The following is an 18461-nucleotide window of genomic DNA, read 5'->3' as shown; positions in this document are numbered from 1 at the left end:
TTTAATTATATCATAATGGCGAAATGGTAAACATAACTAAACTGTGGATAACTTTCATAGGAAAATAAAAAGGCCCCGATGTGATATCCGGGGCCTTAAATGGACAGAGTCATTAATCTCAGTTAATTATTAACTCTATCCGCCGGCTAATTTGAGACAATCGAGATGTTTTTGTCTTTTAAGTCGTTTAAACCTAATTTCTTCTGAACTAAATTTACTTTCAATTCTGTGGGCATAAGTTTGTAAGCAGCGCCTGTGCACCAGTCAACTATAATACCAACGGGCTCAATATTCCCCCATCCCCAGAACACACCCCAACCAGGCACTGTTCTTTGCAATACTATTTCTACCGGCTCGTAACCCTCTTTTTTTATACTGACTTTATACAGACGTTGCTTTCTTTTCAATACCAACGTACAGGGAGACGTCAGTTCTTTGCCGTTAACAATGACTTTCGCTCCGCTAGGGTTAGAAACCACGGGAATTTTTTGATACCGGCCTCTGGTTATGGTGGCGCAACCTGACGCTACAAACACAAAACATAACGCCATAATCAGGCATAACAACTTTCCTGTCTTTTTCATCCTTACCTCCATTTTAAAAATTGTTAAACAACTATACTGATTTTCCTGATATAAAGTATATCTTAAAATTAGAAATCTGTCAAATTTTGTGTTTTTTCTCAAAACTCGGTAAAATAATCTAGGCTGAAAGTAAAGGCGAAAACAAAGGAAGCGCTTTTTACGTTAAGATATCCAATAAATAAAATATTTTTATCTAAAAAATAGCGTTGAACAAACATCTTCTATTTGCGAAACTTAGAAAAGAAAAAAGTTGTCGTATAAAAATTTTTGACGGCGCCTTTTTGAACAAAGGCAGTTTTTATATAGAATCAAATCCATCGAGAATTAAAACTTTTATAAATTTCTACGAAGTTGAGCTTGAAGAAAATAAAATTAAATTACATATATTAAGCACTCTTAGCCCAAAATATCCGAAAGATTATTTAAAAAAGATAAATAACGGAATTTTGATTAACGCCGGATTTACCTATAATGTTGATTTTAAAGCAGAAAAATCGCCAATAGATTTTACCTATAATCTTCACATAGAAAACAATTGTTTGCTTAATCTACCCACTTATACTAAAACAGCTATTATAGAAAAAGATGGAAAAATAGAACCGCGAAAAATAAAAGCAAGCGGTTGTCTTTATTTTGGGAACATAAAAATTTTATGGATCGGTAGTCATGAAAAACAAGCGTTTAGCGATAAAAAAATGAGCGTTGTCTATGGAATATCAAATCAAGGCCTTATAAAAAGCGATTTGGGCATTATTCCAAACAAAAAACAAGAATGGATAAAACTGTCAAAAGGGTATAAAAATATAATTATAGATATAGCTTTTTTAAAGAAAGATAGAATTCTTTACATAAAAAAGATAACAAATCAAAAAACCAAATTATTTGATGGAATTTTTATTCTGCAAACGCCAAATGAAATGGTAAAAAAATTAAAAGTTGGATTAAGAATTACCGATTGGATTGTAGATGGATTATCGCCGAAAAATACCGATTTCGCGGTAACTTCAGGGATACAAATACCAAAATCTATAAAAAAATTATATCAAAACATAATGACAGAAAAAATAGTTATAACCAGAAGAGCAGATGATAACAATCCGTATTATTCCAATATTGAACAGCAAAAAGCGAGATCTTGTATTTTTAAAACCGGCAACCTTATTCACTTTTTACTTATAGATGCCAGGCCTCGAATTATAGGACAGCAAGGAATAAGCATACCCGATTTGGCTAATTATATTTACCGTAAAAATCACAATGTGAAATGGGCTATTAATTGTGATGGCGGACAATCCTCAAAAATATGTCTAAAGCAAAAAGGGAAGTTGCGTGTTTTTGGCAACCTGCACTATTTAAATTTAAAAAAGCTAAAACCGGAATGGAATGGAGAAAATGGAAGACCAATAACTTCTTGCGTAATAGCTTTTCCGAAAAATAAATATTAAAATAAGTATTAATATGCAAAAAACTATAGCAAAGCCGTTAAATTTTGAAGGTTTGTCTATAATATCAAACAAAAAATGTTCGGCAAAATTGTTGCCCGCGAAAGGAAACGAAGGTATAGTTTTTAAAATTGCTGACGAATTTATTCCAGCCGACATTCAGTTTGTTGACAGGGGTTCGTCTCATACCACTAATTTAATAAAAAATGGGAAAATTATAAAAAGCGTTGAGCATCTTTTGGGAGCTATCTGGGGAATGGGGATAGATAATCTAATCATAGAAATTAACGAAGATGGTATTCCTTTTTTTGACTTTTCTTGCAAAGAATATGCGCAAGAAATAAAAAAAGCCGGTTTGGTTTCTTTGGGCGAATCAAGAGAATATTTAATTATAGACAAAGAAATAAAAATTTCTGTTCCCGATGATAGCAGGTACGCCATATTTACTCCGTCTAAGAAAAATGCTTTTTCGATAAAAGCTATGGTGGAATTTCCCGAGCCTTTGAGCTCTTCTTCTTTTGAATTCATTTTTGAACTGGACGATTTTTTAGAAAAAATATCTTGGGCCAGAAGTTTTATCAGAACGCCGCTTGATGATGCCGGCGACAAATGGGAAAGGATAAGAAAACTTTATCCACTTCTTCCGGATAATCCCGCTAATTCTCCTCTTATCGTTTACGATAAATATAAATTCATTACGAATTTGGCAACCGAGGATGAACCGGCTAGACATAAAATCATTGATTTTTTAGGCGACATATGTCTTTTGAGAAAAAGAATCAAAGGGGAAATTTTTCTCTATAAGCCCGGCCACAAATTCACTTATAAAATTATAGATGAATTAAAAAACCTCGCCGTCTAAATATTATATTTAGCGCGGCGAGGATATAAGTTTATAGATTTGCTACCAATCTAAAACCAAGAGTCGGTCCTCTTCCAGCTACGTCAACAATGCCCCTTCTGTGGATACCGGCGGAACGGGGACAATGAGACCAATCGCCTCCTTTGATAATACAATACATACCATCAACGAGAGCCCCATTGGTGCCTGGGGCATAAGCAGTGCCTAAAACAAATTCCTGGATATTACCTCCAATGTGGTAAAGGCCAAGCCAATTGGTCCCAAAACGTGCGTCATCAGCTTCTAATGTTCCCTCTAAATCCGGGGTAAAAACATGCGCTTGATTTCTTGAGTAGCTCATACCCCAAGGATATTCATAACCAAAAGGCGCGGCAGCAAAAACCCATTGCTGTTCTGTTGGAAGATCAAAATTTACGCCAGTTTGTTTGGAAAGCCAACCCGCATAAGAAATAGCGTTCATATACGTTATTTCGGTTACGGGATGTTTGTCGTTGCGTGATGTTATTGGCCGGCGATGCTTAGGGTCATATTTCTCATATTCTAAATTGGTTGCACAAAATTTAGATATCCAAAAAGGTTCTATATCAAATTCTCTTATAGGGGTTTCATTCTTCCTATAACCCTCTAATCTGCAAGGCAGGGGTTTTTCAGTTCCCAATCTTACTCGGCCATCTTCCGTAAAAACAAAACCAAGATTCTTTAAAAGTTTTTCGTCCATTTTCTCCTCCCCCTTTTTAAATTTTTAATGTTCAATCAAATACTTTATGCTAATATTAGCATCTAACAAATTAATTATTTTGTCAATTTTAAGTATCCAAATTCCGGGCGCTGACTGTGGTTTGGAAACTGGTGCTGATATTTTGAATAGTGGGGATATTGGGACTGACGCTTAAACTGACAGTAATCCTCGGCGGATAGCCGTCGCCGGCCAACTGGCCAAGCAGATGAAAATTTAAGCTGTTTATTTTAACATTGGTGGCGGTTATGGGTTTGAAATTAGTTCCCTCTTCGCCTCTTTCAATGGCATTTGTCTGAGTATTCAACCGATAGGTTACGTTTATATTATAAGCGTTAATAAAATTTAAATCGTTAGCGGATAAAGAAAAGCCGGTGCCGGTGCGAATTTCTCTTGCTATCTGTTCAATAGACAAACTGGCGTTGTCGTTGGCGGCAATCAAAGAAACAATGGCTCTTTGAGTTCTTAAAGCGCGGACAAAACTGCCGCTGGCAATCACTATGAAAATAGTGAACAAACTCATGGCTACTAAAAGCTCAACTATAGTGAATCCCTTCCCATGGAGCATGGAGCATGGAGCATGGAGCGTCTCCCGTGTTTTGCGTATTTTATGTTTTATATTTAGTTTGTGTTTCATGTTTTATGTTCCATGTTACATGATTTTTATTGTCTCCAATTAAAGAAGTGATCCTCAAGATTAACCGAATAAGAACCGCCTCGGATTTGCCAATTAACTACGGAATTGACTTTTATTTCGTCTGAGCCGATATTGGTGATTTGGATGGTCCGTTTATAAGGCGTTGGCTGGCCGATTTGGTAATTATAAGTATTGCCGATTGAATCAAGCAATAAAAACCTGTCCTGATTAGAATTCAGGGCTAAACTGTCAAAAGCCACTTCATAAGAGCCGGTGTTAATTCCTTGGTTCCAGGGCTTTAATTGAACGACATTGCCGTCAATTAAATTTTTCACCACTTCAATTCCTTCAATCCCTAAATTAGAAGCTATGTATTGGCTGGAAACGACATTATTTAAACTAAGCGAACGTGAAAGCAATCCAAAAATCCCCAACAAACCAACGACTAAAATACTAATTGCGACTCCCGATTCAATTAAAAGCTGCCCTTTTTTCATTGAGTGGTAATTTGACCGGCATTATTAACCTTGACCTTTAAGGAAGCATTTCCATTTAAATTTTGTAAAGTTATGGTCGCCTCAATTTTATCGGGGTCGTTATCTATTAAAGTTTTGGGATCAGGTGGGATAAAAACGATATTAGTTAATGTTAAATCGCCAAATTTAACCTGGGGCGATAACTGGTATTTTTCAAAAAGCTCTCCGGCGCCGGTATAAATATTGTCGGAATTTTGGCAATCAGCCGCTAAATCGCGGAAGATTAAAAAATTATTTTCCGCCTGGGAAAAATGCACCCCGAAACTACAGGGCGGTTCGGGAGCGCTGAACAGCTGGGCGCTTAAAGATTTCGCCCGATTTAAAGCCGCAATTAACCTTGCCTGGTCGCGAAATAAAATTATCTGATTCTCGCCTGTCCGGCTGTAAAGAATCAAAAGCGAAGTCAAAAGAACCATAATAGAAATAACCACCAGCATTTCTATAATAGTGAATCCTTTATTGTCCATAATTTATTAAAGCCCGATTAACGAAAAATAACCATTAATGATTTGGTATCCGAAAAATACCGTTAGGGCAACGCCAATGGCCAAAAACGGCGCCAAAGGCAGAAAATCCTTCATTGTTTTTTTGCGGGTAATCATCAAAATAAGACCGGCAAGCCCCCCTAAAATAAAAGCGATTATAAGCGCCATCAATATATCCGGCCAGCCCAGAAGCAAGCCCAAGGCAAATCCAAGTTTGACGTCACCTCCGCCCAGAATTTTTCCTTTCCAAAAATAAAACAATATTCCGAAAAATATACCGGCCGCCAAAGCCGCGAATAAATGATTAACCCAAATATTACCCAGCCAGCTGAAGCTGAAAACCAGCGCGTATTGAAGAAGAAATGAGTGATTGATTAATTTAATGCCTAAGCCGGGACTCCGGGAAACCAAAAAAATCGAAATAAATCCTAAAAATATTAAAACCAAAATCAATTCGTCGGGCACAAAAAAATTTCGGAAATCAATCAGGGATATTAAAAGCAAAACCAGCAAGGCCAAAATCCAGACCGCCCAAAATCCGATAAGATAGTAGTTAAAAACCGAAAACTGAACTCCGCCCAGAAAGAAAAACGGAAGAGCGACAAAAAACAAACCGCTCAATAATTCCACTATGGGATATTGCCAGGAAAGTTTATGGCCGCAAGAGCGGCATTTTCCGGCTTGAATAAAAAAACTGACAATCGGAATCAACTCATACCAATGAAGAGTTTTACGGCAATGAGGGCAGGCGGAACGGCCGCCCCGCTTAGCGGGGCTTTGGCCTCGCTCAGCGAGGCCGCCGATTGTTTTCAAGCTTAATAATTTTTGGCCCGGCAAATATCGCAAAGCGACCACATTCAAAAAACTGCCTATGGCTAAGCCGAAAATAAATAAAATGATATAGAAAAAAAGATTCATTGTAATTAAGTAATTAGGTAATTGCAGTAATTACTAAATTACCCAATTACAACTTTTATCTTTAAAACTGAACGCAATAGGCCGGGTCGTCACAGCTTAGTCCGTAAATTGTGCCGTCAACGTCATCAGTAAGAGCGGGATTATTGGAATCTTCCAAAGACGATTTTAAAACATAATTTTGGAGGTCGCTTGAAACGCCATATTCGTATGTTTTATTGCTGTCAGAAGCATGCAAGGGGTCATTCGGAATAGTAGAAACCCCAATGCCGCCGCCAATCAAAGAAGTTTTTAAGCTGTCCCAGCTATTTACTCCGGAAACCGTGGGATATTTGTTGTTTTTGGTGTAAAAAAGTTCTAAAGCGTTCTGGGATTGTCTGATATCGGCAATCCGACGAGCATCCCGTCCCCGAGCCCGGAATCCCCCCAAACCGACCAGAACCACTGAAGCCAACAACCCAATGATAGCGACCACGATTAAAAGCTCAATCAAGGTAAACCCTTTATTAGTTTTGAGTTTTGAGTTTTGAGTTTTGAGTGTCATTTATTTATTTATTTATTTTTTCGACCTTATTATTTTAAAACATCTGCGCCATATTATAAATTGGCAATAGAATGGAAGCAAATAGAATACCGACAAAAATACCGATAACAATAATCAAAGCCGGCTGAATTAATTCTACCAGATTTGCCACCAAATCATCAACCTCCCGCGTATAGTAATTTGAGATCCTTGACAACAATTCCTCAAGCCGGCCGGTTGCTTCGCCCACGGATAGCAACTGGCAAACCAAAGCCGGGAAAGCCCCTGATTTTTCCAAAGCCTCGGACATCAGCTCGCCGGCTCTGATTTTTTCCGCGGCAATATGAAGAATGTCTTTATAAACCACGTTATCAATCGTATGGCTGGCGATTTCAATTGCCTGGGTTATGGGAATGCCGCCTTTTATCAAAACACTGGTCGCTTCCGCGAAGCGGGCGACGATAACCTTTTTGGAAAGACTCCCTAAAACCGGCAGCTTAACTGACAATTCGTCATAAACGATTCTTCCTTCCGGCGTCCTGAAATAATCAAACAACAAAAAGACAAAAACCAATAAAATTATAACTACGGCCCACCACCATTGAACCATAAAATTGCCGATGTTCACTAAAGCCATAGTGAAAAATGGCAAACTTACTCCGGATTCTTTAAATATGGGAGCAAGTTGGGGCAAAACCAGCGTGATCATTAAGCCGGCCACCACTACAAAAAGAATAACAACTATAACCGGATAAATAAGGGCATTGCGCACCCGGGAAACCAACGCTACCTCTTTTTCCAGATAATCAGCCAAAAAATCCATTACCGATTCAATGCGGCCGGTAACTTCCGCCGAACGGACCATGTTTATATAAAACTCCGAGAAAACTTGTGGATGCCGCTCCAATGCCTGGGAAAGAGAAAGGCCGGCATCAATGTCGGAACTCAATTCACCAATAGTTTCCTTTAAAGCAAGATTTCGAGTCTGATTATATAAAGTTTTTAAGCCGCTTGAAAGAGAAATTTTCGCCGAAAGCAGAGTGGCAAACTGACGACTGAAAACCATCAGGTCTTTTCTTTTCACCCGCCGGAAAAATTGCAAAATGCGGTCAACCCATTTTGATTCTTTAAAAGTTTCCAAACTTAAAATATAAAGGTCATGGCCGGAAAGAACGTTAAGAGCCGCTTCCCGGCTCGCGGCGTCCACGGTTCCTACCTGCAATTCCCCGCCTTTATCTCTAGCTTGATAAGAGTATTTCATAAAATTTTTGTAATTACAGTAATTACGGAATTGCAGTAATTACGGAAATTCTTAAGTTCTTTCAAGAAGAATTCTTAACTCAGCCGGATTCAAAGAATAAGTTTCGGCGTTTTCCAGAGAAATTTCCTTTTTCTTCACTAAATTGACCAAGGCGCGATTAAGCGAAAGCATTCCTTCCTGAAGCGAAGTTTCAATCACCAAATCAATCTGAAAAACCTTTTTTTCTCTTATTAAATTACGGATTGCCGCGTTGACCAACATTATTTCGCAAACCGGAACCCGGCCGCCGTCAATTCTTGGGATTAGCCGTTCAGAAACAATGCCGACCAAGGTAGCCGCTAATTGTGAAGTTATCTGACCTTGTTGGTCAGCCGGAAAACTGTCAATGATACGGTCTATGGTTTGAGAAGCGGAGTTGGTGTGTAGTGTCGAAAAAACCAAGTGCCCGGTTTCCGAAGCGGTCATCGCCGTGGCTATTGTTTCCGGGTCTCTCATTTCCCCGATCATGACGACATCGGGGTCCTGACGCAAAATTGAGCGAAGTCCTTTATGGAAAGTGGCGATATCAGAACCAACTTCCCGCTGAGAAATAATTGCTCTGTCCTGAACGAAAAGATATTCAATAGGATCTTCAATGGTAATAATATGGTCTGTCCGTTGATTATTGATTTCATTAAGAACAGACGCCAAAGTAGTTGATTTACCATGGCCGGCCGGACCAACTATTAAAATAAAACCCTGCCTTAATTTGGCAAAATCGTGAAGAATCGGCGGTAATTTTAATTCCTCAATTGTTTTGATTTGAGCCGGAATCAACCGCAAAGCCGCCGCCATAAAACCTCTCTGAAAATAAACATTAACCCGGAACCGCGCCTTATCTTCAAAACTGTAAGAAAAGTCCACTTGCCGCTCTCTTAAAAAAACCTGCTTTTGCTCTTCGGTAAGAAGAGAGAGAACAAGGCCTTCAGTCATTTCGGGGGTAAGAATCGGCTCTTTCTGTAATGGAATCAAAACGCCGTCAATTCTCAGCATCGGCCGCCGGCCCGCGCCAATGTGCAAATCCGAAGCGCTCTGCCGGGCGGCGGTTAAAAGTAATTCATTAAGTTTTTCTTTAAAATTATCCATAAGTAAAAATTACAGTAATTACGTAATTACAGTAATTGTTGATTTTTGAATTTATTATATCATACTTCTATCGTTTCTCTCAAAACTTCTTCAATAGTTACCAGCCCTTCCAATGCCTTAATAATTCCATCCTGACGAATCGTAATCATGTTTTGCCTCCGGGATTCCTCCAGAAGATTTCTTTCGGTGAAACCGGCGCCGATGATGTCGGCTAATTCCGGAGTCATCCGGAAAACTTCAAAAATAGCCACCCGGCCATTAAGGCCTCTGTTTTGGCAATTCTTGCAACCTTGCCCGTGATAAATTTCATACGGCTCCTTGAATTTTAAATTTGATTTAACTTTTTCCGGCAAAGATCCCAATTCTTTTTTAATGATAACCTGTACATCAGCGGACGCTTTCTCGGCTTTCCGACAATCAGGACAAACCCGGGAAATCAATCTCTGGGCCAGCATTAAATTAAGAGAAGAAGGTAGAAGAAATGGCTCTACTTTAAGATCAATCAATCTAGGAATAACACCGATGGCGTCATTAGTGTGCAAAGTAGAAAGAACAATGTGCCCGGTAAGAGCCGCCTGGACCGCTAAACTTGATGTTTCCCGGTCCCGAATTTCTCCAACCATAATGACATCTGGATCTTGCCGGACAATTTGGCGGAGACCGGAAGCGAAATCATAACCGATTTCCGGGCGAACCTGCGACTGGTTTAAACCATCAACAAAATATTCAACCGGATCTTCCAAGCTGACGATGTTGACGTCTTCTTTGTTTAATTCCTGAAGAACGGCGTATAGAGTGGTGGTTTTGCCGGAGCCCGTCGGGCCGGTGATTAAAATCATGCCGTAAGGTTTTTTAATCCCCTCCCGGACGATTTCCAGATCATTGCCTATTAAGCCCAATTCTCCCAGTCCTTTCAGACCGACTGAAGAATCAAGAATACGAATCGCCACTTTTTCTCCAGTGGGAGTCGGAAAAGTCGCGACCCGATAATCAATCTCTTTACCGTAAACAACTGAACGAAAACGGCCGTCCTGAGGAATCCGATTCTCGTCAATTTTAAGATTGGATAAAACCTTTACGCGGGAAACAATCGGCTGATGAAGCTGAAGAGGCAGAGAACTTACTTCTTTCAGGATTCCGTCAATCCGAAAACGAATTCTCAAGCGCGACCGCTGTGGTTCAATATGAACATCAGACGCTTTCATATTTATTGCTTCTTTTAATGTTGAAGCGACAATTTTGATAATCGGCGCCTCTTCGGAAACCGAAACATTTTCTTCCAGCCCGATAATTTTCTGACCGGAAGTTTCTTCGGCCCGAAGATTTAGAGATCTGACTGCGGTCTGGACTTCACTTCCGTAAGGAGCATAACGCCGCCAGATATATTCCAAATCCGAAGGCGTAATCAAATAAACGCCTAAACTGATTCTCTGCTGTTTGGCGATGAATTTTAATGCCTCTTGGGCTTTGGTATCGTCTGGCCGCAACATGCCCACCACCAGCATGTCTTTGGTTTTCTCAAGAGGGAAAACTTTATAGGTCCGCGAAATATTTTCTGGAATAATATTTAATAACTCATCGCTGATTTCCGTAAGATTGAATTTTTTATAAGGAACGCCGATAAGCCGGCTTTTTACTTTGGCGATTTCCGTTTCGTCAACCGAGTGATGTTCATAAAGCAAATCCTCCGCCGATTTTTTAGACAGTTGAGCGTCGCGAAGAATTTTTTCGCTTTCTTCTTTAGGTAATAAATTTTCCTTGATTAATTCCTGAAAAAGAATTTGATCATCCATTTTTTAAAAAGGTAAAAAAGGATTAGGTCGGCCTAATTGACCGGCTGTCGCTGGAGCGGCGTACTGGCGAAGACTTCTGAAAATTTCGTTGTTTTGAATATCGGACGGATTGAAAGTCAACTTGGAAAGCATTTCGGTTTGCTGAGCGGAGCTTGAAGTGACCAATTCTATAAGAATCGGTTTTTGAAAAAAAATGAAATAGACGCCGCCAAAAATAACGGCGAGAATAATAATAAAGCTTATAATAGCTCCCCAATTTTTGGGCGGTTTTGGTTCTTCAACAATTATTGCCATATTTTTTTACCGTAATTACTGTAATTACTGTAATTAATTATTTTGTTTGATAATAGCTGTCGACCACAATCTCGTTAAGAAACAGATTTTGTCCCAACTGGGCGGTGCGGCTTATCTTAAAACTTACTAAATCCGTCAGTCGGACATTAGTTTCAATCGCCTGGAAAAATATTTTCATTGCCTCATAGGAACCCAAAAGCTTCAATTTAAACCTGTCAGTTCCGATGCCCTTCGCTAAACCGCTATTGGAGGCCGACGGTTTAATAGCCAAATAGTCAACGCCGATGGACTGATTGCTTAAACCACTGGCTTGAGCAATGGCCTGATATTGATTTAAGGCCTGCGGGACGCTTTCGCTAATCGGCAAAACTAAAGAAATTTGTTCCTGAAATTGGGATATGTTTTGGTTCTGAAGCTGACCGATAAGATTTTGAATTTGGTTTACGGCTTGCGTCTGTTGGCTTAATAAATTTTCCCGGGCTTGGATTTCACCGCGCAACTCTTGAATATTGGAATAAGCCGGATTTATAAATTCAACATAAACAACCGCAACGGCGATCAGTAATATAACCGATGCCATAATGCTTAAAATTCTTTTAGTGGAAGCTTTCATAATTACTTATTATTTTAATAATTCCGGTTTGAAAATTATTTGAAACGAAAAACGGATTCCTTTATCCGCGGCCTGAGCTTGTCCTAAAATCACCCTGCTTACATTCGGGGCCTGTTCAAAAACGGACAATTGCTGGAATAAATTATCATATGTTTTAGCCACTCCGTCTAAGCGTATTAAATGGTCCGCCACCGACAATTCAGCGCCATCGTAATAAACTCCATCGTTAGTATTCGCTTCCAAAAAATTATAAATATTTGACCCTTTAACATGGCTACCCAAAAGACTTTGAAGATTGACTAACTGCGAATAAAAATTAACAAAATTTGTCCGGTCGGTTTCACTGATAGTCCCTCCTATCTGATTTATTTTTTTATCAAGCGACTGTTTTTGGGAATTCAAATACGGCTGATATCCCCAGAGTATCCCGAAATAAATAAATAAAAACAAAACCAAAAGAACAATTGAAAAAAGAAGCAACCGCCACGGCCAGCCAACGGCTATTTTTTCGGGCTCAAGAAATTTTTCGGCGACACTTGTGTTGTATTGGGGCATATTATTTTATTTAATAAATTCTCTGATTCCCAATCCGATAGCCACGGACAAAGACGGACCCAGGTCGTTGGCGGTCGCTTCCAATTGCGGCGGATAACTTATTTTATTGAAAGGCGCTCCTTTCATAGTTGGTAACCCCAACCTTTCGGTAAAACGATTTTCAATGCCTTGTAGATTCGCTCCTCCGCCAGCCAAAATTATTCTTTCAATTTTTGTCTGGCATTCTTTTTCGTAAGATTCCCTAACCCGCCTTACCTCATCTATTATAACATCTAAATAAGGAAACATTAAAGTTGATAACTCATACTCGCCTCCGGCGCCCAAAAGACCGACTCTTTTCTTTAATTCCTCGGCCCTTCGGACATCGATGTTGACGCTTGAGGCAATGGCCTGGGTTAAAGAGCTGCCGGCGAAATCGGTGCGGCCGTTGTATTTCCAAAATCCTTTATCAATTACCGCGATATTAGTGGACCGGCCGCCGATATCAACTAAAATTGTCGGCGTGGGATCATTATTGACCAAGGCCCGGGCCAAACTGAAACTTTCTATTTCCAAAGCGACAAGTTTCAAACCAACTGCTTTAAAAATTGATTGATAAGATCTGATGCGTTCGTTGGGTACCGAGGTTAAAAGAATCTGCTGTTTCTTGACTCCTTCATTGTCCTCTCTTTCGCCGACTTTCAGCCAGTCAAGAGTTATTTCTGAAACCGGCAATGGAATATATTGCCGGGCCTGGAAAACAACCGCCTTGGCGGTATCTTCAGCCGGCATTATCGGCAATTCCAAAAGCGTGATAAAAGCGGCGAAAGACGGCAATGAAGCGACTACATTGTTGGTTTTGGGTTTTATTTGCGAAATTAAAAATTGGACAAGTTTGGACGCGTCTTTTTCCAAAATTTTCAGGGAACTTGTCTGAATGGCGTCATTTAATCTTTCCAAATATCCGTAAGTTTCCAGCCAGCCGTAATTTCGGAGTGTCGGCTTTTTATCCGAATTGGCTATCTCCACCATTTTGATGGAAGTCGTTCCGATATCAACGCCTAAAAAACTTTTTGGTTTGAAAAATAACATACTATAATATTGATTATATCATAAATATTGACATACAAATGAAAAACAAGATAACGAAGTTGGGAAATTTTGTTTTGGATTTGATTTTTCCGCCGATTTGTTTTGTTTGTCGGAAAAGAATGGATATTAAAGAAAGTAAATCTTTTATATGCTTCTCTTGTTTCCAAAAAATTAAAATCAATAGCGCGGCTTTTTGCCCGGTTTGTTCCAGGCGGTTGCCGGAAAATAAAAAAACCTGCCACCAAGAATCCCAATTTATTCTAGCCGCGGCCGGATTTTACGGCGATGAAATTTTAGACCCGCTTATCACTTTATTGAAATACCAAAAAATAAAACAAGCGGCAATCCCTTTGGGAGAAATTTTAAGTAAGTATTTAAATAATCTGACAGCTGGCGGATTAGAGATAAAAGATTTTTTAATAATCCCCGTTCCCCTTCATTGGCGAAAAGAAAGACAACGGGGATTCAACCAAGCCAATTTAATTGCCGATTGTTTATCAAAAAATACCGGCTTGCCGGTAGCTAAAAATATTCTAAAAAGAATAAAAAACACCGCTTCGCAGGTGGAATTGAAAGACAAAGATAAAAGAGAAATCAATGTTCTCGGCTGTTTTGAAGTGGCAAAACCGGAATTAGTATCCGGTAAAAATATTATTCTTCTTGATGATGTTTTTACTACCGGCGCCACAATGAGAGAAGCGGCTTCGGTAATCAAAAAATCCGGCGCCAGAAAAATTATCGGCTTGGTTGTGGCTAAAACCTAACCCTTCTCTCCTAAGGTGGATTGATTACTCAATGCAGCAATCAATCACTTTTTTGACCAGTTCCCCGAGTTTTCCCATTAAGCCGGTTTTTTTCTGGTCGTGAACATTCAGCTGATTGTCGTCAATTTTTTTAATTTCGGAAACATCAACCAGTTTCAAATTAATCCCCCAGAACAAAGAATATAAATCATAGGCCTTATGGAATAAATCTTCGGCTTCCTTTTTATTGCCCTGGCTTAAATGTTTCGTTCCCACTTCTATCAGCCGCATTGAAGCCGCTAATAAATGCTTTTGAATGCAATAGGCCTCGCCTTCGTAATCTTTCACGATTTTCTTTAATAATTCCTTGCGCATTTCCCTGGTTTTGTTAAGCAAATCAAAATATTCGGGCTTACCGGTTTTGGCGCCGGTAAAAAAGAAATGCTCTTCAATGGAAAGCAAATTCATAATGGCGATGCTCAAATCTTCATCTAAAGAAAGATCTAATTTGCCCTGCTTGCTTTCTTCAACTTTTTTTAAAAGGTTTTCTATCTCCTGTTGTTTGTCCATGTTAATTTTTTCTATTTACTATTGTAATTCCACGATCGTGGAATTACAATAGTAAACTTAATTTATTGTCTGGCGATGCCTTGGGATCGAAATGCTGGCATATTAATTTAACGAATAACTCTGCATTTAATGAGATAGAAAAAAATAGCACTCAAAATGATTAAAAATGAAATCGGCAGAACTGCTTTCTGAAAAGGAAAAAGCGCTTTCCCTTGATTTTTCTTTTTTAAGAAATTAGAAAACCAATTTCCGATTAAAAAAGCCGCACTGCCGCCGATAATGCCTAAAAGCAATTTATCCATGCCGCAAAATTTATTGTAAGGATGTCCCATAATCCCTGCCCAATAAAGAGGAAGAACAACTACAAAATAAAATAAAACAGCAACAACAAGCCGACGAAATTTAAAATGAATTTCTTTTTTATCCAGCCAATTTAAAAACAAGATAATGCCGGAGATAATCAATCCCCCGACCCAAACTCCGGAAACGGCATCGTCAACGCCCAGCCATCTGGACAAGCCGATTCCGCCGGCAATCGCAATAGTGCAAACCGGGCAAACCGCTAAAGTCAGCCGAGCCGTCAGTAATCCGGCCATCGTGCCTACAATTGTTAAAATCTTTCTCATAATTCTGTTTAATTTCTATTCCCTATTTTTTAATCTTAATAATCTGAACCGGACAGGCATCAGCCGCCTCTTGATTGCAGTCGGCGGTTTTTATTTCCAGTTCGTCATTACCGGTTTTGGAATCGGTTTTTCCGCCTTTTAGTTTAGCGAGTCCGTCTTCGGCCATTTCCCAGTAATTCGAGCAAACGACCGCGCAAGCGCCACACCCGATGCATTTTTTTCTTTCTTGAATAATTTTCATAAATTGATTTTATAATTATAACAAATTTACGCGGTGTCTGTTTGAAAATATCCGAACTGAACTGACTGGGCTCGGCGGGCGGAATTCCTCCCACACCCCCCTTCCGCCCGCCTCGCCTTGCCTGCCCGACCGAAACTCTTGAGTGAAGGCGGGAACCGGAGCGGAAAGGACGATTTCAAGTTTTTGGAAAAGCACTATTAAGTATATGTACGACTTCTGGTAAGTCTGAACAGTGTAAAATTGTATTGCTAAACGCCTTTAGGACCGGATTTCTCATATTGGTAGGAGTTAAATTATCGGAGTATCTTTCTGAAAGAGCTTTTGCTGTGTTCCCTACATAATATACATTAGTTTCTTTATATAGTTCAGCTCCAAATAGGCCAATAATGGATTTTTTAACAACGATGCCGCCTTGTGCAACACTGAGCCAGCAAGGATCGTTGTTGGGCATTCTGAATCGTGCCCAACATGCCTTTCCTTCTACATCGGCATATGCAATAAGCTTGGCCGTAAATTCACCATAGTTATTGATATAATTTGTAAATTCCTCGTTTAATTTAAGCATCTCCTGATTTACTTTCTTTTGAATCTCAATAAAATTTTCTAATTTCTCAATGGATTGATTTTTATCCGCAAGCATTTCACGAATATGTTCATTGTTCGGATCTATTCTAAATTCGTCTAACCATTTTTGAAATTCCGACACTTTTTCGGCATCAGTATCGTTAATGAATGTAGCAAGATTACTATAACCAATCTTTAATATATTCAATTTATCATCACTAAGGTTTTTAGTCTTCTTAGTGTGCACCCATATAATTTTTAATGCTTTTTTAATATCTTCTTTAGAAGTTTTTAAATAAGACTGCGGCGCAACAATAGTATAGCCAGCCTTAATTGAATTTTCCCACGCGGAAGAATACTCATCATAAATTTTTTTAGCTTCTTTTATTTCCATATCTTATGATTATTTTATTAACTCCTCGATTGAAACGCCCAAGGTTTTGGCAATTTTTGCTATAATAACTTTCATATTAATTAGATGGGCGTCTGACTAAATAATTATATCAAATGTTTGTTTGTAAATGCTCTGCCCGAGCCGGATTTTAAGTATTTTTCAAATTTAAAAGCTTTGTATTTATCCTGAAAATTAACAGAAGTCATTAACTCAACTGGTAATCTGTTTTTAGTCGCAGGAACATAACCTTTATTATGTCTTTCTAATCGTTCTTCTAAATTATCGGTACAGCCAACATATGGATGACCGTCGGAACAATTCAATATGTAAACTGTATAACTCATAATAAATCCCTTTATAGTGGGCAAAGCTCTCCTTCGCGATCTACTGGCGGACTTTGTCCGCCGTAGCTCGCTTCGGCGAGCGAAGGCGGAGGGTACAGGATTTGAACCTGTGAGGGGATTTCTCCCCAACCGCATTTCGAGTGCGGCGCATTCGACCACTCTGCCAACCCTCCTCAATTTAAATATATCAATTTTGATTTTGCCTAAAAAAGTCGCGAGCAGAAAATTTCTCCTTTCTCTTCCTTTGCCTGATTTTAGAAACCTTTCTTCTCGCAATGCATCTAATTTCTCAATAAAAGCTTCGCAATAAACAAGTTTCCACGGAATACCTCTTGACGTAAAGGGTGTTGTTCCTGCGTTATGGTCTTTGATTCGCTTTTTCAAATCATCGGTTGAACCAGTATAAAACTTATTTAATTTTTTACTATATATCAGATATACGTAATACATAACTTTATTCCGCATTTCCCCGCCCAAGGCGGGTGCGCCTAGGGCGCAGAGAGCCGCGCCTTCAACCGCTCTGGCACGCCTCCTTTTTATATTATTGAGTTTAGATAAATACTAGCCGTTCCTATCCGAAGATTCAATAAGTTTTTTGATAATGGCGGTTATAATTTGTGGTTCAGCTTTGCCTTTTAATTTCGGCATCAATTCTTTCATCACTTTGCCAATGTCGGATATGGCTTTCGCGCCGGTATTTTTTATCGCTTCTTTGGCAAGATTTTCAATTTCTTGTTCGGAAATCTGCTCCGGCAGATATTTTTTTAAAATTTCAATTTCGTTTTCTTCTTTTTTGGCTAATTCCTCTCTTTTGCCTTGCCGGTATAAAATAATGGCTTCTTTCCTTTTTTTAATTTCGGAAAAAATCAAATCAACTATTTCTTCATCGGTTAAATTGCTTTTTTCAACTAAATCTTTTTCTTTAATATCCTTTTCGGTTTTGGTAATTTTGTATCTTTTTTCTTTCTCCTTGTTTGAAATAGCGGCTTTAATAAGCCGCAAAGTGGAAAGCGCCAGCTCTTCCTGATTTCTAAGAGCATTTATAAAATTTTCTTCAATTTTTGTTTTCAGGGACATATCATTTATTTTTTCTTAATATTATTAAATCTATTTTTGTCTCTTTTTATAACTTTATCTAAACTTTTTCTTATGGCTTTATCTAAATCTATTTTGTTTGAATTAGCGAAGCAAATCAGCGTGTAAATTATATCTCCGATTTCTTCTTCAAGTTCCTGTCCCTTCTCATTGCTTTTTTTGAGTTTTTCGCCGTAAAGATGATTCACTAAACGAGCGAACTCGCCGCATTCTTCGTAAAGCCGCGCCAAAATTGACAACGGCGACCAATATTTCCAATCGTTTTCCTTAAACCATTTATCTAATTCTTTTTGATATTTTTTCATTAAAGTGTGGACTTCGTGCGAACCAGTTGGAACCAAATTATACAGGAATTAAGGGCTTGGCAGGCATTACAAGGCGAAATAGCGTCTGCTTGTTAGATTACCAAAATTAAAGCATGCCTAATGCTCTCCATATATCATCTTCACGAA

General features: G+C 38.9%; 24 protein-coding genes, 1 tRNA gene and 1 pseudogene. 3 read left to right on the top strand and 23 right to left on the bottom strand.

Translation table 11 applies throughout. The features are described from left to right. Positions 1-146: 146 nt before the first annotated feature. A complete protein-coding gene (locus Q8N22_03290) occupies positions 147-551 on the bottom strand; it encodes a PEGA domain-containing protein (GenBank protein ID MDP3052947.1) in 405 nt (134 codons plus the stop codon). Positions 552-865: 314 nt separating this feature from the next. On the opposite strand from Q8N22_03290, the gene Q8N22_03285 reads away from it, so the two are divergent. Together Q8N22_03285 and Q8N22_03280 are read left to right on the top strand one after the other, a co-directional pair. Continuing rightward, the gene (locus Q8N22_03285; GenBank protein ID MDP3052946.1) at positions 866-2029 is read left to right on the top strand and encodes a hypothetical protein; all 1164 of its coding nucleotides are present in this window, start codon (positions 866-868) and stop codon (positions 2027-2029) included. A gap of 13 nt (positions 2030-2042) precedes the next feature. Then, entirely contained in the window at positions 2043-2888 is an 846-nt protein-coding gene (locus Q8N22_03280; protein ID MDP3052945.1) for a UDP-3-O-acyl-N-acetylglucosamine deacetylase, read from the top strand. A gap of 31 nt (positions 2889-2919) precedes the next feature. On the opposite strand, the gene Q8N22_03275 is transcribed toward Q8N22_03280, so the two are convergent. The 13 genes from Q8N22_03275 to pilM form a co-directional block, all read right to left on the bottom strand. Next, the gene (locus tag Q8N22_03275; protein MDP3052944.1) at positions 2920-3606 is read right to left on the bottom strand and encodes an SUMF1/EgtB/PvdO family nonheme iron enzyme; all 687 of its coding nucleotides are present in this window, start codon (positions 3604-3606) and stop codon (positions 2920-2922) included. An 88-nt stretch (positions 3607-3694) separates the two neighbouring features. Further along, positions 3695-4261, bottom strand: coding sequence for a prepilin-type N-terminal cleavage/methylation domain-containing protein (locus Q8N22_03270; protein ID MDP3052943.1), 567 nt, complete (start codon positions 4259-4261; stop codon positions 3695-3697). A gap of 26 nt (positions 4262-4287) precedes the next feature. Then, on the bottom strand, positions 4288-4758 hold the full coding sequence (locus Q8N22_03265) for a hypothetical protein (GenBank protein ID MDP3052942.1): 471 nt from the start codon (positions 4756-4758) through the stop codon (positions 4288-4290). Then, positions 4755-5264, bottom strand: coding sequence for a prepilin-type N-terminal cleavage/methylation domain-containing protein (locus tag Q8N22_03260; protein ID MDP3052941.1), 510 nt, complete (start codon positions 5262-5264; stop codon positions 4755-4757). Before Q8N22_03260 ends, Q8N22_03265 begins: the two co-directional genes overlap by 4 nt. 6 nt (positions 5265-5270) lie before the next feature. Then, the gene (locus tag Q8N22_03255) at positions 5271-6200 is read right to left on the bottom strand and encodes a prepilin peptidase (GenBank protein MDP3052940.1); all 930 of its coding nucleotides are present in this window, start codon (positions 6198-6200) and stop codon (positions 5271-5273) included. Positions 6201-6261: 61 nt separating this feature from the next. Next, positions 6262-6741: a type II secretion system protein gene (locus tag Q8N22_03250; GenBank protein ID MDP3052939.1), complete on the bottom strand. Its 480-nt coding sequence runs from the start codon at positions 6739-6741 to the stop codon at positions 6262-6264. A gap of 34 nt (positions 6742-6775) precedes the next feature. Continuing rightward, a complete protein-coding gene (locus Q8N22_03245) occupies positions 6776-7981 on the bottom strand; it encodes a type II secretion system F family protein (GenBank protein MDP3052938.1) in 1206 nt (401 codons plus the stop codon). A 51-nt stretch (positions 7982-8032) separates the two neighbouring features. Further along, a complete protein-coding gene (locus Q8N22_03240) occupies positions 8033-9106 on the bottom strand; it encodes a PilT/PilU family type 4a pilus ATPase (protein MDP3052937.1) in 1074 nt (357 codons plus the stop codon). A gap of 59 nt (positions 9107-9165) precedes the next feature. After that, positions 9166-10899, bottom strand: a complete 1734-nt coding sequence (locus tag Q8N22_03235) for a GspE/PulE family protein (GenBank protein MDP3052936.1) — start codon at positions 10897-10899, stop codon at positions 9166-9168. Between the two features lie 3 nt (positions 10900-10902). Next, positions 10903-11193 carry a hypothetical protein gene (locus tag Q8N22_03230; protein ID MDP3052935.1) on the bottom strand — a complete coding sequence of 97 codons (291 nt, stop codon included), beginning with the start codon at positions 11191-11193 and terminating at the stop codon, positions 10903-10905. 37 nt (positions 11194-11230) lie between these two features. Next, entirely contained in the window at positions 11231-11806 is a 576-nt protein-coding gene (locus tag Q8N22_03225) for a hypothetical protein (protein ID MDP3052934.1), read from the bottom strand. 9 nt (positions 11807-11815) lie between these two features. Further along, on the bottom strand, positions 11816-12361 hold the full coding sequence (locus Q8N22_03220) for a hypothetical protein (GenBank protein ID MDP3052933.1): 546 nt from the start codon (positions 12359-12361) through the stop codon (positions 11816-11818). A gap of 6 nt (positions 12362-12367) precedes the next feature. Beyond that, positions 12368-13432: a type IV pilus assembly protein PilM gene (gene pilM / locus Q8N22_03215; GenBank protein MDP3052932.1), complete on the bottom strand. Its 1065-nt coding sequence runs from the start codon at positions 13430-13432 to the stop codon at positions 12368-12370. Between the two features lie 38 nt (positions 13433-13470). Here pilM and Q8N22_03210 point away from each other — a divergent pair, with 38 nt between their 5' ends. After that, positions 13471-14196 (top strand): ComF family protein, encoded by a 726-nt coding sequence (locus Q8N22_03210; protein MDP3052931.1) that lies wholly within the window; start codon positions 13471-13473, stop codon positions 14194-14196. A 24-nt stretch (positions 14197-14220) separates the two neighbouring features. Here Q8N22_03210 and Q8N22_03205 read toward each other — a convergent pair whose 3' ends face one another. The 9 genes and pseudogenes from Q8N22_03205 to Q8N22_03165 form a co-directional block, all read right to left on the bottom strand. Further along, a complete protein-coding gene (locus tag Q8N22_03205; GenBank protein ID MDP3052930.1) occupies positions 14221-14745 on the bottom strand; it encodes a hypothetical protein in 525 nt (174 codons plus the stop codon). A gap of 107 nt (positions 14746-14852) precedes the next feature. After that, positions 14853-15371 carry a hypothetical protein gene (locus tag Q8N22_03200; protein ID MDP3052929.1) on the bottom strand — a complete coding sequence of 173 codons (519 nt, stop codon included), beginning with the start codon at positions 15369-15371 and terminating at the stop codon, positions 14853-14855. Between the two features lie 22 nt (positions 15372-15393). Beyond that, complete coding sequence (locus Q8N22_03195) at positions 15394-15612, bottom strand: ferredoxin (GenBank protein ID MDP3052928.1); 219 nt, start codon at positions 15610-15612, stop codon at positions 15394-15396. A gap of 175 nt (positions 15613-15787) precedes the next feature. Beyond that, positions 15788-16570 (bottom strand): hypothetical protein, encoded by a 783-nt coding sequence (locus Q8N22_03190; protein MDP3052927.1) that lies wholly within the window; start codon positions 16568-16570, stop codon positions 15788-15790. A gap of 104 nt (positions 16571-16674) precedes the next feature. Further along, positions 16675-16914: a GIY-YIG nuclease family protein gene (locus tag Q8N22_03185; GenBank protein ID MDP3052926.1), complete on the bottom strand. Its 240-nt coding sequence runs from the start codon at positions 16912-16914 to the stop codon at positions 16675-16677. 86 nt (positions 16915-17000) lie between these two features. Beyond that, positions 17001-17087, bottom strand: a tRNA-Ser gene (locus Q8N22_03180). Between the two features lie 76 nt (positions 17088-17163). Further along, positions 17164-17364, bottom strand: a pseudogene (locus Q8N22_03175) (GIY-YIG nuclease family protein). Between the two features lie 111 nt (positions 17365-17475). Then, entirely contained in the window at positions 17476-17991 is a 516-nt protein-coding gene (locus Q8N22_03170; GenBank protein MDP3052925.1) for a GatB/YqeY domain-containing protein, read from the bottom strand. 5 nt (positions 17992-17996) lie between these two features. Beyond that, positions 17997-18314, bottom strand: a complete 318-nt coding sequence (locus tag Q8N22_03165; GenBank protein MDP3052924.1) for a nucleotide pyrophosphohydrolase — start codon at positions 18312-18314, stop codon at positions 17997-17999. Between the last annotated feature and the right edge of the window lie 147 nt (positions 18315-18461).

This window comes from bacterium, from assembly GCA_030693325.1.
Taxonomy (GTDB): Bacteria; Patescibacteriota; Minisyncoccia; order UBA6257; family MFKM01; genus MFKM01.
The sequence above is the reverse complement of the archived record's forward strand: the minus strand, read 5'-3'. Positions and strand labels throughout refer to the sequence as shown.

What these genes read in the sequence shown, in the direction of transcription:
- Q8N22_03290 (MDP3052947.1), bottom strand. Translation starts at nt 551, where the DNA reads ATGGCGTTATGTTTTGTGTTTGTAGCGTCAGGTTGCGCCACCATAACC.
- Q8N22_03280 (MDP3052945.1), top strand. Translation starts at nt 2,043, where the DNA reads ATGCAAAAAACTATAGCAAAGCCGTTAAATTTTGAAGGTTTGTCTATA.
- Q8N22_03275 (MDP3052944.1), bottom strand. Translation starts at nt 3,606, where the DNA reads ATGGACGAAAAACTTTTAAAGAATCTTGGTTTTGTTTTTACGGAAGAT.
- Q8N22_03270 (MDP3052943.1), bottom strand. Translation starts at nt 4,261, where the DNA reads ATGAAACACAAACTAAATATAAAACATAAAATACGCAAAACACGGGAG.
- Q8N22_03265 (MDP3052942.1), bottom strand. Translation starts at nt 4,758, where the DNA reads ATGAAAAAAGGGCAGCTTTTAATTGAATCGGGAGTCGCAATTAGTATT.
- Q8N22_03260 (MDP3052941.1), bottom strand. Translation starts at nt 5,264, where the DNA reads ATGGACAATAAAGGATTCACTATTATAGAAATGCTGGTGGTTATTTCT.
- Q8N22_03255 (MDP3052940.1), bottom strand. Translation starts at nt 6,200, where the DNA reads ATGAATCTTTTTTTCTATATCATTTTATTTATTTTCGGCTTAGCCATA.
- Q8N22_03250 (MDP3052939.1), bottom strand. Translation starts at nt 6,741, where the DNA reads ATGACACTCAAAACTCAAAACTCAAAACTCAAAACTAATAAAGGGTTT.
- Q8N22_03245 (MDP3052938.1), bottom strand. Translation starts at nt 7,981, where the DNA reads ATGAAATACTCTTATCAAGCTAGAGATAAAGGCGGGGAATTGCAGGTA.
- Q8N22_03240 (MDP3052937.1), bottom strand. Translation starts at nt 9,106, where the DNA reads ATGGATAATTTTAAAGAAAAACTTAATGAATTACTTTTAACCGCCGCC.
- Q8N22_03235 (MDP3052936.1), bottom strand. Translation starts at nt 10,899, where the DNA reads ATGGATGATCAAATTCTTTTTCAGGAATTAATCAAGGAAAATTTATTA.
- Q8N22_03230 (MDP3052935.1), bottom strand. Translation starts at nt 11,193, where the DNA reads ATGGCAATAATTGTTGAAGAACCAAAACCGCCCAAAAATTGGGGAGCT.
- Q8N22_03225 (MDP3052934.1), bottom strand. Translation starts at nt 11,806, where the DNA reads ATGAAAGCTTCCACTAAAAGAATTTTAAGCATTATGGCATCGGTTATA.
- Q8N22_03220 (MDP3052933.1), bottom strand. Translation starts at nt 12,361, where the DNA reads ATGCCCCAATACAACACAAGTGTCGCCGAAAAATTTCTTGAGCCCGAA.
- pilM (MDP3052932.1), bottom strand. Translation starts at nt 13,432, where the DNA reads ATGTTATTTTTCAAACCAAAAAGTTTTTTAGGCGTTGATATCGGAACG.
- Q8N22_03210 (MDP3052931.1), top strand. Translation starts at nt 13,471, where the DNA reads ATGAAAAACAAGATAACGAAGTTGGGAAATTTTGTTTTGGATTTGATT.
- Q8N22_03205 (MDP3052930.1), bottom strand. Translation starts at nt 14,745, where the DNA reads ATGGACAAACAACAGGAGATAGAAAACCTTTTAAAAAAAGTTGAAGAA.
- Q8N22_03200 (MDP3052929.1), bottom strand. Translation starts at nt 15,371, where the DNA reads ATGAGAAAGATTTTAACAATTGTAGGCACGATGGCCGGATTACTGACG.
- Q8N22_03195 (MDP3052928.1), bottom strand. Translation starts at nt 15,612, where the DNA reads ATGAAAATTATTCAAGAAAGAAAAAAATGCATCGGGTGTGGCGCTTGC.
- Q8N22_03190 (MDP3052927.1), bottom strand. Translation starts at nt 16,570, where the DNA reads ATGGAAATAAAAGAAGCTAAAAAAATTTATGATGAGTATTCTTCCGCG.
- Q8N22_03185 (MDP3052926.1), bottom strand. Translation starts at nt 16,914, where the DNA reads ATGAGTTATACAGTTTACATATTGAATTGTTCCGACGGTCATCCATAT.
- Q8N22_03170 (MDP3052925.1), bottom strand. Translation starts at nt 17,991, where the DNA reads ATGTCCCTGAAAACAAAAATTGAAGAAAATTTTATAAATGCTCTTAGA.
- Q8N22_03165 (MDP3052924.1), bottom strand. Translation starts at nt 18,314, where the DNA reads ATGAAAAAATATCAAAAAGAATTAGATAAATGGTTTAAGGAAAACGAT.